Genomic DNA, 12,358 nt, shown 5'->3' on the forward strand with positions numbered 1-12,358 from the left:
ATTCATGATCAATAAAAAATATTCCTTTTCCGCAGCCGTATTGCTGCTGCTTACACTCATCTTGGCAGCTTGCGGCGGCAATGGCGGCGAAGCCGAGACCAGCAATGCCGCATCCGGCGGGAACAGTGGAGCGGGCAAGTCCGTAGAGATCAGCTTTATCCATTGGCAGGGCGATGTGCCGATCTGGAACGAGATTATTAAAGATTTTGAGCAGGAAAATCCAGGCATCAAAGTGTCCATGCAGACGTTCCCGTCTGAGCAATATCAGACGACAGCGCAGGTTAAACTGCTGGACGGCTCTGTAGGCGACGTGTTCGCATCCTTCCCGGGCGCGCAGTTCGAATCGATTGCCAAAGCAGGCTTGTACACCGATTTAACGAATGAAGCATTCGTCCAAGCATTCGTGCCGGAGCTGATTAAATCCGGAGCGAAGGATGGCAAGCAATATGCGCTGCCATATTCTCTCGTGTACAACATTCCGGTTTACAACGTCGGCCTGTTTGAGCAATACAACATTTCCCCGCCGAAGGATTGGGCCAGCTTCCTTGCCGCAAGCGAAACGCTTAAGAGCAAGGGCATTATTCCCATCGCCTTCCCGGGCGCCGATATTGGCCCAGGCCAATTTATGAACCCGATGATGATGAACAATGCGCCGGATGAAGAGGTGTTCCAGAAGCTTGAGAAGGGCGAAACCAAGCTTACGGATGAATGGTGGACCACAACACTGTCGCAGTTCAAAGAACTGAACGACAAAGGTTATTTCCAGCCTGATTCGTTAGGTACGAATACGGATGCAGCGATTGCTCTCTTTTCACAAGGAAAAGCGGCGATGCTGGCAACGGGTTCATACTCCATTGCAGCCGTATTAAAGGCTAACCCTGAGCTGAAGCTGGATTTGCTCGCTCCAATTACCGTGCCTGCGGATCAAGCGATTTATGAGGGCATTCATACGACGACGTTCATGCTTGGCGTTAACAGCAAGTCGAAGCATCCGGAGGAAGCCAAAGCATTCATCTCCTATTTGAGCAAAAAAGAAGTAGCGGGCAAGGTTGCGAATGCGGCGAACCAGAACATTCCGGTTAAGGATATCGAATATACAAGTCCTGCGCTGCAGGTCATCAGCGGCTGGGCCGATAAGAAAACGCGCTTCCAGCCTCGTTATCTCATTACAAATATTGAAATTCAGAAGGCGGTTACCGGCTCCATTCAAGCGGTCATTGCCGGCGATTCAGCGGAAGGGGCTGCCAGCAGCGCGCAAGCGATTGTGGACCAGCAGCTGAAGCCATAGTCTGATGGCTGTGCGGAAGACGATATACTTCTTTTTTGTGCCGGGGCTGCTGCTCTATGCTGTCTTCTTCCTCTATCCGACACTGTCCGGCTTCTACAATTCCTTCACGGATTGGGACGGCATGTCGGACACGTCAAGCTTCGTCGGTCTGGATAATTACAAGACGGTAGCAGACAGCATTATTTTCAAAAAAGCGATTGGCAACAACCTGCGGTTTATGCTGTCGGTTGTGGTCGTGCAGACGCTCGTATCCCTCATTGTAGCGCTGCTGCTGACAAAAAATAAAAAAACGACGGTTGCGCTGCGGGCGCTGTATTTCTTCCCGACGATATTATCGTCTGCCGCTGTTGGATTTATCGCTGCTTATGTTTACGACCCGAATCTGGGGCTGCTCAATGAGCTGCTTCGGATGCTCGGATTGTCAGCGCTTGCGAATAATTGGCTTGGCAATCCGTCGCTTGCGATCTATTCCATTGCTGCTGTTCAGGCTTGGGCGCATATTGGGCAGATGGCGATTTTATTTATCGCTGGCCTGCATGCGATTCCGGAGGAGCTGTATGAGGCGGCGAAGCTGGACGGAGGCGGCAGATGGGCTATTTTTCGCCGGATCACTTGGCCCCTGCTTGCGCCAGCGGCGACGATTGTTGTTGCTTATACGACGATTCAGTCCTTTAAGGCGTTTGATCTGATCTTCGTCACAACGCGGGGCGGTCCGAATTATGCGACGGAAATTTTGTCCACGTACATTTATTCGGCGGCGTTCCAGAACTATAAGTTTTGCCAAGCGTCCGCGGCTTCGATTTACTTCCTGTTTATTATTGCCTTCATTACGTTTCTGCAATTCAGAGCGCTGCGGGCGAATCGCGTCTCCTATTAGGCCGTATTTTCAAGCTGTCTCTACGCACTGCGAAGAAGGCGGCTTGAAGATAGGACCTTAACTTGAAATATAAGCATTTATAAGTTTTACACCTATAAATCAATCGGCTTATATTTCTCGGACTGAAACGCGCCGCGCCGCCAAAGGACGGAGGGCAGCCGTTTCACCTTGCGTAATGATCAGAAAGGAGGCATGGATGCATGCTGTTACGAATAGCAGGGCGCTTGTTTCTGCTTGTCTTCGCCATTATTATTTTGCTGCCGCTCCTTTTCCTGATTGTGACGACGATCAAAGACCAGCAGCAGTTTTATGCGAGTCCGCTCGGTATTCCAAGCTCGTTCACCCTGCAAAACTACAGCCATCTATTTGACAGCCAGCCGATGCTGTCTTATTTCAGCAATAGCATAACGGTGTCTTTCAGCACGGTTGTTCTGGAGCTCATCGTGTCGAGCATGATAGCATATGGCATCTACCGGGTTGCTAATAGGCTAGGACTTATCCTTTATGGCATCTTTCTTATGGGGCTGATGGTTCCAGCGCAGGTGAACATGATTCCGATCTATTCCTTTATGCGCGATTTAGGGCTGATGAACAGCCGGTTTGGCCTCATATTGGTAACCGTTTCGATGCTGCTGCCGGTAGCGGTATTTATGCTGACGGGCTTTATGCGAGCGCTGCCGAAGGAAATGTTCGAGGCAGGCAGCATGGATGGCGCGGGGGAGTGGCGGCTTTACAGCCAAATTGCACTGCCGCTGTCAGCGCCGTCGCTTGCGGCAACGGCTATTTTTCTGCTCGTGAGCGTCTGGAATGATCTGCTGTTCCCGATGCTGCTGCTGACGGATAAGGCAAAAATGACCTTGCCCTTAGCGCTTTTGCAATTCCAGGGCGAATATTCGACCAATTATCCGGGGCTTCTGACCGGAGTAGTATTGATCTCGCTGCCGATGCTGATTTTATTTTTACTGCTGCAACGGTATTTTATTTCCGGCATGGCTGCCGGAGCATTGAAGGGATAGAGGGAGCGCACGCCGCGAGGGTGCAGCTCCTTTTTGTTCTTTATAAATGAGCTGGTAACAAGTTTTATGCTTGTTAGCGGCTTTTTTTGTGCAAAATTAAAGTATGCCAATCATGCTCGGCTGATTTTTAATTATTCCTTGACGGGAATATTCCCTTAGTGGTATATTCAATTCAGGGAAACGAAAGCACCTTCATAGCGCTGACTTCCCTTTGATTTTAACAGCGCCATTAAAGGACGCGGTTTTATGGATGCTACGACATTCGGCGCATTATCCGACCCGACACGTCTACGGATCATGGAGCTGCTCGTGGACGGTTCCTTGACGGTCGGAGAAATTGCGGATCGTCTTCACATTCGTCAGCCTCAAGCTTCCAAGCACTTGCGTATTTTGCTGGAAGCAGGGCTCGTCGAGGTGCAGGCAGCAGCCAATCGCCGTTATTACAAGCTTCGAGTGGAGCCGCTCCAAGAGATGGACAGCTGGCTGGAAACGTATCGCAGCCTATGGAGCGAGCGGTTCGACAAATTGGATATTTACTTGCAGCAGTTGAAGGAACGGGAATGCAAAACAAACGAACATTCGGGAGGCAATCACAATGACGAACAAATTAAGCTTTAAGGTTGAAGGACAGGTACTTACGATGGAGCGGATTTTTGATGCACCACATACACTTGTGTTTGAAGCGCATTCGACGGCAGAGCATTTGAAGCATTGGTGGGGACCGAACGGCTGGATTTTATCAGCTTGCACAGTAGATTTCCGCCCAGGCGGCGTATGGCATTACTGCATGAAATGCGTAGACGAGAACCAAGGGGACTTTTACGGTTTTGAATCGTGGGGCAAGGGCGTATATAAGGAAATTGTAACGAATGAAAAAATAGCCTATGTCGACTATTTCTCCGATGCCGAGGGCAATGAATCCGAGGACATGCCGTCTGGTGACATTACCATTACGTTCGAAGCGACGGAGGATGGCAAAACCAAGTTCGTGAGCGTAACCCGCTATCCAACCGAGGAAGCACTCAAAACGGTTGTCGAAATGGGAATGGAGCAGGGCATTAGCGAAACGTCGGATCGCCTGGTCGCATACTTGGAACAGCTGAAATAAAAGTAACGTCATTATAGCTTTGAAAAATAAAGCGAGTTAGCAAGCTGCCCGCTGCCTTTCAGACTGCTGTTCAACTATAAAAGGAGACAAGCGCTGCCATTCAGGCAGCGCTTGTTTTTTTAAATATAGGAAGCTTGCAGTGTTTCCAGTCCGTTCATGTAGGGCCGCAGCGCTGCTGGAATATAGATCGATCCGTCTTCCAGCTGATGATTTTCCAGCAGCGGGATAAGAATGCGCGGCGTTGCGACGGCCGTATTGTTAAGCGTATGGCAGTAGCGTAGCTTGCCCTCTGCATCGCGATAGCGAATATTCGAGCGCCGCGCCTGAAAATCATGCACATTCGACGACGAATGGGTCTCGCCATATGCTTGCCTGCTTGGCATCCACGTTTCAATGTCGAACTGCTTAACATTTTTTTGCGACATATCGCCGGTACATACCGCAACAACCCGATAGGGTAGCTCCAGCATTTGCAGCAGCTGTTCCGCATTCGCTGTTATTTCGTGGAGCAGCGCCTCCGAACGGTCAGGATCGGCCTCGCAAAGCACGACCTGCTCAACCTTGGCAAATTGATGCACGCGATAGAGGCCGCGCACATCACGTCCGGCCGAGCCGACCTCGCTGCGGAAGCAAGTGGTTGCTGCGGTAAGCCGAATCGGCTCGGCAACATCGACGATTTCATTCTCGTAATAGGCGACTAGCGGCACTTCCGACGTCCCGATCAGCCAGCGATTTTCGCCGTCGATTCGGTAAGCCGAATCTGTGCCCGCGGGGAAATAACCCGTATTGTACATCGCTTCCTCTCTCACCATCAGAGGCACATCAAGCAGCGTAAATCCGCGCTCCAGCAAATAGTCGAGCGCGAGCTGCTGTACGGCGCGGTGCAGCAGGGCACCTGCGCCTTTCAAATAGTAGCTGCGCGAGCCTGCTGTCCGAACACCGCGACTCATATCGATCATGCCGTGCAGCTCGCCGAGCTCCACATGATCCCGCAGCGCAAAAGCGGGAGCCGGAAGGCTGCCTATTCGGCGCACTTCCACATTGTCCGCATCCGACTTGCCAATGGGCGTATCGGGCGAAGGCGGATTTGGCACCTCCAGCATGAGCTGGCGGAATTGCTGCTCAGCTTCAAGCAGCTGCTCCTCGCAAGGCTTTAGCAGCTCATTAATTTTCGCTACCGCTTGCTTCAATTGCTCGGCCTGCTCGGTTTCTTTTTCCTGCTCTATCCCTTGCTTTTCCCGCCTCGCATTTGCGCTCTGCATCAGCTTTGCAATGCGCTGCGAATGCGCATTGCGCTCCTGCCTAAGTTCGTCCGCCTGCTGCTGCAGCTTGCGTCTGCGAGTATCCGCTTCAAGCAGCTGCTGGACGTTAAAATCCAGCCCCTTATGCTCCGCCGCTTGCTGCACCAGCTCTTTGTTTTCGCGAATCCATTTCATGTCCAGCATGTTACCGCGCTCCTTCATCGTTTAAATAAAAACGCAAAAACGCTCCTCATCCTTTTGGGACGAGGAGCGTTAAACTCGCGGTGCCACCCAACTTGACCGGACGGCAGTGCCGAACGATCCGCTTTGGTTCCGCGATAACGGGCGGGCCCGGTTAACTTAGGAGAAGCGCTATGCATCTCTCTTGACGAGAACGCCTCGGAGTTGGAATCTCGTCATCAGCAAGTCGTTGTAATGAAATTAGATGTATTATAGCGCGCGCTGCGGATGAAAGCAAGATTGATTTATTTCATTTTAAATTATTTCAACCAAGCATCAACCAGCGCGGCGTTGCCTTCAACCCAAGCCTTGGCCGCTGCTTCCGGCGTTTCGCCGCCTTGAATAGCAACCATGACCTTCGCCATATCATCCGGCGTCCAGTTGAACTTGTCGAGGAAAGCGTAAGCTTCCGCTTTATCCTCTTTCAGCCCTTTGCGTACAATCGTATGAATTTGCTCCGCTCCGCCGTATACATTTTTCGGATCATCCAAATATTTCAGATCCATCTTGGCGAACATCCAGTGTGGTGTCCAGCCCGTAACAACGATTGGCTCTTTATTGTCATACGCCTTCTGAAGCTCCTGCGACATCGCAGCGGACGAGCTTTCAAGCAGCGTCCATTTGTCGCGCAGACCGTATTCATCCATTGCTTTCTCCGACGCCATCATAAGTCCGGCACCGGGCTCAATGCCGATAATTTTGTAGTCGAGCTCGGGACCCGTTGTATCATTCAAGTCCTCGATGCTCTTGATGTCCATATAAGAGGGAACGACAAGTCCGGTTTTGGTGCCTTCAAGATTAGCGCCTAAATCCTCATATTGTCCTTTATATTTGTCAGCGTAAGAGGCATGCGTGCTTGGAAGCCAAGCGGCAACGATTCCGTCTGCGCTTCCGTCGGAAATGCCAGCCCACATCGGTCCAGCATCTACTTGCAGCATTTCAACCTTATAGCCCAGCTTCTGCTCCAATACTTCCTTTACGACATAGGTGCTGGCAATTTCTGAATCCCAAGCGACATAAGCCAGGGTAATGTCTTTGCTTCCTCCGGCGGAAGAACAGCCGGCGACTAGAACAGCGAGCATAACGGCAGCAACTAGCATTTTCATTTTTTTCAACAATAACACTCCTTCTGAAAATAGTTCGATTGATCTAACAGCTAATCCGCCTTAAAGGCGGAGAGCACATATAGTGGTTTACGCCTTTTTCGTACGGCGAATCGCATTTTGCGTTAAGCGGTCGAGGATGATCGCCAATATAACGATGGCGATCCCCGCCTCAAAGCCAACGCCGGTGTTGCCCTGCGTCACCGCACGGTATACGTACGAGCCAACGCCCTGTGCGCCAATCATGGATGCGATAACGACCATCGAAAGCGACAGCATAATCGTCTGGTTGATGCCCGCCATAATGCTCGGCAGCGCAATCGGCAATTGCAGCTTGATCAGCTTCTGCGACGGTGTAGAACCGAAGGCATCAGCCGCTTCCGTCAGCTCTTCCGGAACTTGGCGAATGCCAAGATTGGTCATCCGTATCGTTGGTGGAATCGCAAAAATAATCGAAGCGATGACGCCAGGCACGACGCCAAGCGAGAAGAAGGAGACGGCAGGCAGCAAGTATACGAAGGCCGGCATCGTCTGCATGAAGTCGAGAATCGGAGTAACGATATTTTGAATGCTATTTTTACGTGCGCACAAAATGCCAACTGGAACACCGACCACTACTGAAATGAGGGCGGACGTCAGCACGAGCGACAGCGTCTGCATCGTCTGGCTCCAATAGCCGAGATTATCAATAATGAGCAGGCCGATAAACGTAAACAGCGCCATGCGCCATTTGCCGAGAAACCAAGCCGCTGCGGTAAAAAGAATAATTAGCACGATCGCAGGGAAAAAGTCGAGTGCGGTATTTAATCCGCCAACCGTTTCGCCAACGACCACTTTAATAAGCTTGAAAAGCGGACTGAGATGGGTATCAAGCCATGTTTCCAGCGCCCCGATCCAATCTGCTAAAGGGATTTTGGGTATATTCATGCTTTAACACCTGCCTCTATTTCGGTATTGCCTGCGAGTGCGGCAAGCACTGCGCCTTTAATGACGATGCCCTTTAATCGTCCATTTTCACCGATGACAGCAACGGGCAATCTCGCATTGCCCATCAGCTCGAACAGTTCATTGAGCAGCGTATCGGGCGATACGGTTGGAACATCACGCTGGGTAAGCGATTCAAGCGACAGCCCTTCCTTCAAAGCCTTTGCAGCGTCGTCAGCCGTAATGACACCAAGCAGGCGCATTTCCCTGTCCACCATATATAAGCTGGAAATGCTTCTGGCACGCATGAGCTGGAGCGCAACGCGAGGTCCTCTCTCATTCGTGATCGTCTCGGCCTTCGCCATGACATGGGAGGCGGTGAGCACCTTGGACAAATCGACGTCTTCGACGAAACGCTCGACATATTTATTGGCAGGCTGCATCAAAATTTCTTCCGGTGAGCCAATTTGCACGATGCTGCCATCCTTCATTAGGGCAATTTGGTCGCCAATGCGCAGCGCTTCATTCAAATCATGAGTAATGAAGACGATCGTTTTTTTCATCTTCGATTGGAGCTCCAGCAGCTCATCCTGCATATCCTTGCGGATAAGTGGGTCAAGTGCACTGAACGCTTCATCCATCAGCAGCACTTCGGGATCGCTGGCAAGTCCTCTTGCAAGACCTACGCGCTGCTGCATCCCGCCGCTTAGCTGCTCGGGATAACTGTCGCCGTAGCCTTTCAAGCCTACAAGCTCTAAAGATTGAATCGCCATTTCCCGGCGCTTCGACTTGTTGATGCCCTGAACTTCAAGGCCGTATTCGATGTTTTGCAGCACCGTGCGATGCGGGAAAAGCGCAAATTTCTGAAACACCATCCCGACATGCTTGCGCCGAAACTGCCTGAGCTGCTCCGCCGTCATCTTGAGCACATCCTTGCCATTGAACAGCACTTGTCCGCCCGTCGGCTCAATTAAGCGATTCAATAAGCGAACGAGCGTCGATTTGCCGCTGCCCGATAAGCCCATAATGACAAATATTTGTCCAGCCTCTATCGAAAAATTGGCTTGATTCACGCCGACAGTCAGCTTTGTTTCTTTTAAAATCTTTTCCTTTGACCAGCCTTTATCCAGCAGCGGTATTGCTTTTTTTGGGTCCGCTCCGAAAATCTTGGTCAGCTTTTTAGCTTCTATAATAGCCATGTAGTACCCCCTCCACGATCCTTGGCACAGGAAGCGAGGTGGACGCTTTATCATAACGCTCCTTCACCAAGCTTCGAGTGTTCGTCTGCTTACAAGTGTAGTTGGATAACAATGTAATGGTCAAAAGGCGTGAGCCCCTGTATACTTTGTACAGTTATAACTTTACAAACTTTTCGTACAGAATACTCCTGATAACTCCCTTTTTCATATCAACATGTTTCTTTACATTACCCTAGGCGTTTGATTACAATACATGTTGTAGGATGAATGGGACACGCCACTCCTCAGGAGGAACGACATGGATGAACTTGCAGCATTAACAGAAGAGCAGCAGCAGCTTCTGCTGAAGACGCGAAGGCGCGTCATTGAATCAATCGGCAAAAACATGGATCTGTATGGCATAACGCTGTCCATCGGGCATTTATATGGCAATATGTATTTCAACCGCGAGCCTGTCACGCTGGACGAAATGAGTGCTACGATGGGAATGAGCAAAACGTCAATGAGCACCGGAATGCGGACATTATACGATCTGAAAATGATCAATAAAGTATGGGGCAAAGGCTCACGCAAAGATTTGTATGAAGTGGTGCCGGATTGGCATGAGAACTTCACGGACTTTTTCTCTATTAAATGGAGGAAGGCTGCTGAGCAAAATGTACTTGCCCTAACCCGTTCTCTTAAGGAAATTGAACAGCTGGAGGAAAATCCGGAGCATTCCGAAGCCTTTCTTGATGTGCTCGCAAGCGATAGACAGAAGCTTCAGGAAGCGCTCGCGTATTACAAGTGGCTGGGTCGTCTCATTGATGCTTTTGAGTCAGGAGAAATTTATAAGCTGATTCCGAAGGAAGAGTAGACAGCAGAATATCGCACGACCTAACATTCGTATAAAAAACATAGCTTTCGTGCAAGGCCGGTTGAATGCAACCGGTCTTTTCTGCGTCTACCTGCAATACGTAGTGTAAAGAAATGCCTCTATAACCGATATAGTTACTATACGTTCTTATCTACTATAATTTGGAATGGGGGATTTGCAGTGCTTCATGCGCTTCTCGTTCATGACCGCGTAATCGAAAGAGCGATTATTACAACTGGTTTTACGGAACAAAATATACAAATCTCGGCCCAGAGCAGGCTGGAGGATGCTTTGCTCTGGTTCAAGCAAGGCGGCGAGGCGGATCTATGTCTGATTGATGCTTCTCTGACAGAGGATACTGAAGCCGCGTGCCGCGCGATTCGTGAGGCAAGCGGCAGCAAGGAGCTATACATAATTTTACTGCTGGACATAAAAGCCAGAAAACAACTGGAGCGGCTCTACACAGCTGGGATGAATGATTATTTATTGCGGCCCTTCGCCGCTGTAGAGCTTACGCAAAAGCTCTGCATGCTCCTGCAGCTGAGAAAATCAGAGGCGGGGCTTGTGGAGACGGAGCTGGCGATGCTGCGCGCGAAGATTAAGCCGCATTTTTTATTTAATGCAATCGGAACCATTATTTTCATCAGCAAGCGGAATGCGGAGGAAGCGAGGGGACTGCTTCGCAGCCTAAGTGAATTTTTGCGGAGCAGCTTTGATTTTGAGAATAAGGCGGAGGCTGTGTCTTTCAAGGTTGAGCTTGCACTCGTTAACGCCTATCTGGACTTGGAGAAGGCGAGATTTGGCAGTCGCCTGCAGGTGAATTACGAGCTCAGAGCAACGCAGTTTCAGCTGCCGCCCTTTATTATTCAGACGCTAGTGGAAAATGCGATTCGCCATGGTATTACAGCCAAGCTCATCGGCGGCACAGTTGACATTATTACGCTCAACGTTCCTGAGGGCATTCGCGTCATTATTAAGGATGATGGAGTCGGTATTCCGGAGGAGCAGCTAGAAAGTTTTATGCGCATTAGAAAGCAGCCGCCAGGCAGGCGTTTGCCAAGCGGGCAGCAGCTGCTGCGTCAGGGAATTGGGCTTGCGAATACCAACGAGCGTCTACTCCGTCATTTTGGATCGGGACTGCATATTAGACGCCGCGAAAGCGGAGGCACGACCGTTACCTTTTTGATACCAGCACAGGGGGGGCACTAAAATGTTGAACGTTGCGGTGGTGGATGATGAGCATTGGGCGCTTGAGGAAATGAAGGAATATTTATCGAACTGTGAAGGAATCGGCTCCATTCAGCTTTATGATGATCCGGTGGAGGGACTTGCGGCTATCAAGCGCGAGCCGCCGGATGTCGTGTTCGTAGACGTTTACATGCCGCAAATTTCTGGTCTTACATTCGCGGAGGAAATGCTCGCTAATTGCCCAGGGACGGCTACCGTATTTGTCACGGCATTCGATAATCATGCGCTGCAGGCTTATGAGCTTAATGTGGAGGATTATATATTGAAGCCAGTAGCGCCGCAGCGGCTTCAGCGAACGGTGGAGCGCGTGCTTCAACGTAGAAACGGGAGGAATAAAATGGCCGCCGAGGCGGTGCAGCAGAAAGACAGAGTCGACGTGCAATGCTTCGGCAAGCTGAACCTTTACGGGACAGCAGGGCCCGTCAAATGGAAGGTGCTGAAAACGAAGGAGCTGTTCGCGTATTTATGGATGAACCGAGAAAGCCGCGTGGAAAAAATTATAGATGATGTTTTCCCTGGAATGGAAGATGCGAAGGCAAGGGCATACATTCATACCTGCGTTTATCAACTTCGCCAGCTGTTGAAGCGTAATGGGCTCGACGGGCGGATTCGAATTAAATCACTGCGGGAGAAGTATATTTTGACTGCCGAGCATATGTCCACCGATATGCTTGAATTTCAACTGCTGGCAAAACGTGCGGTCGATAGGGGCAACGTATTTTTACTCCGCCAGGCGGTGAATTTATACAAGGCGGAAGTGTTGACGGATATACATAGCGTCTGGGTTTATCGGCTGCGAGAGCACTATAGATTAATCGGCTGCTTAGTTTTGGAGCGGCTGATCGAGGAACTGCTGAATCAAGGAGATATTCTTGTGGCAACGGATTATGCGCTCGAATATTTAAACAAGGAGCCTTACGATGAGGGGGCTTTATGGCTCGTCGTCCGCTGCTATATGAGAGGCGGTAATCGGGTTAAGGCGAGTACTGTATTTAAGCAGTTTTGCAAGCGTACTGCTGGGGAGCTTGGAGCTTGTCCGCATGCCGAGCTAGTGGATCGATATGAGTCGCTCATGCAGGCAACCTAATATCAAAACATAAGAAGCTGCCTTTTGCCTAAGACAAAGGTGGCTTTTTTGCGTTTTTGAAAATATTAGAGAAAGGATAGGATTTACCCATCCATTTTAATTAAATTCGTTAAAATTCACTAAAAATCGACAAAAGATTCAGTTATGATTCAGAGCCGTTTGTTATTGTAT

Annotated in this window: 12 protein-coding genes; 8 read left to right on the plus strand and 4 right to left on the minus strand. The window is 50.1% G+C overall.

From position 1 onward, the window contains the following. Nucleotides 1–4 precede the first annotated feature (4 nt). The 5 genes from ACSR9A_RS16120 (at nt 5) to ACSR9A_RS16140 (ending at nt 4,289) form a co-directional block, all read left to right on the plus strand. Entirely contained in the window at nt 5–1,288 is a 1,284-nt protein-coding gene (locus ACSR9A_RS16120; protein ID WP_473758260.1) for an ABC transporter substrate-binding protein, read from the plus strand. A gap of 4 nt (nt 1,289–1,292) precedes the next feature. Beyond that, nucleotides 1,293–2,165, plus strand: a complete 873-nt coding sequence (locus ACSR9A_RS16125) for a carbohydrate ABC transporter permease (RefSeq protein WP_473758261.1) — start codon at nt 1,293–1,295, stop codon at nt 2,163–2,165. Nucleotides 2,166–2,365: 200 nt separating this feature from the next. Further along, nucleotides 2,366–3,181, plus strand: coding sequence for a carbohydrate ABC transporter permease (locus ACSR9A_RS16130; protein WP_473758262.1), 816 nt, complete (start codon nt 2,366–2,368; stop codon nt 3,179–3,181). A 246-nt stretch (nt 3,182–3,427) separates the two neighbouring features. Further along, nucleotides 3,428–3,799, plus strand: a complete 372-nt coding sequence (locus ACSR9A_RS16135) for an ArsR/SmtB family transcription factor (protein WP_473758263.1) — start codon at nt 3,428–3,430, stop codon at nt 3,797–3,799. Further along, on the plus strand, nt 3,777–4,289 hold the full coding sequence (locus ACSR9A_RS16140; protein WP_473758264.1) for an SRPBCC domain-containing protein: 513 nt from the start codon (nt 3,777–3,779) through the stop codon (nt 4,287–4,289). The genes ACSR9A_RS16135 and ACSR9A_RS16140 overlap by 23 nt, the downstream gene beginning before the upstream one ends. Nucleotides 4,290–4,408: 119 nt before the next feature. On the opposite strand, the gene serS is transcribed toward ACSR9A_RS16140, so the two are convergent. The 4 genes from serS to ACSR9A_RS16160 all read right to left on the minus strand — a co-directional run bounded on the left by serS (nt 4,409) and on the right by ACSR9A_RS16160 (nt 8,996). Continuing rightward, nucleotides 4,409–5,734: a serine--tRNA ligase gene (gene serS, locus ACSR9A_RS16145; protein WP_473758266.1), complete on the minus strand. Its 1,326-nt coding sequence runs from the start codon at nt 5,732–5,734 to the stop codon at nt 4,409–4,411. 296 nt (nt 5,735–6,030) lie between these two features. Next, entirely contained in the window at nt 6,031–6,876 is an 846-nt protein-coding gene (locus ACSR9A_RS16150) for a glycine betaine ABC transporter substrate-binding protein (RefSeq protein WP_473758429.1), read from the minus strand. Between the two features lie 87 nt (nt 6,877–6,963). Further along, a complete protein-coding gene (locus tag ACSR9A_RS16155; protein WP_473758267.1) occupies nt 6,964–7,800 on the minus strand; it encodes an ABC transporter permease in 837 nt (278 codons plus the stop codon). Next, nucleotides 7,797–8,996 carry a quaternary amine ABC transporter ATP-binding protein gene (locus ACSR9A_RS16160; RefSeq protein ID WP_341281342.1) on the minus strand — a complete coding sequence of 400 codons (1,200 nt, stop codon included), beginning with the start codon at nt 8,994–8,996 and terminating at the stop codon, nt 7,797–7,799. Before ACSR9A_RS16160 ends, ACSR9A_RS16155 begins: the two co-directional genes overlap by 4 nt. Before the next feature lie 298 nt (nt 8,997–9,294). Between ACSR9A_RS16160 and ACSR9A_RS16165 the strand changes: the two genes are divergently transcribed. The 3 genes from ACSR9A_RS16165 (at nt 9,295) to ACSR9A_RS16175 (ending at nt 12,187) form a co-directional block, all read left to right on the plus strand. After that, nucleotides 9,295–9,852 carry a GbsR/MarR family transcriptional regulator gene (locus ACSR9A_RS16165; RefSeq protein WP_473758269.1) on the plus strand — a complete coding sequence of 186 codons (558 nt, stop codon included), beginning with the start codon at nt 9,295–9,297 and terminating at the stop codon, nt 9,850–9,852. 180 nt (nt 9,853–10,032) lie between these two features. Next, the gene (locus ACSR9A_RS16170) at nt 10,033–11,061 is read left to right on the plus strand and encodes a histidine kinase (RefSeq protein ID WP_473758271.1); all 1,029 of its coding nucleotides are present in this window, start codon (nt 10,033–10,035) and stop codon (nt 11,059–11,061) included. A 1-nt stretch (nt 11,062) separates the two neighbouring features. Beyond that, nucleotides 11,063–12,187, plus strand: a complete 1,125-nt coding sequence (locus ACSR9A_RS16175) for a response regulator (RefSeq protein ID WP_473758272.1) — start codon at nt 11,063–11,065, stop codon at nt 12,185–12,187. Nucleotides 12,188–12,358: the final 171 nt, after the last annotated feature.

The sequence above is a fragment of the Paenibacillus sp. R-74696 genome, from assembly GCF_055814915.1.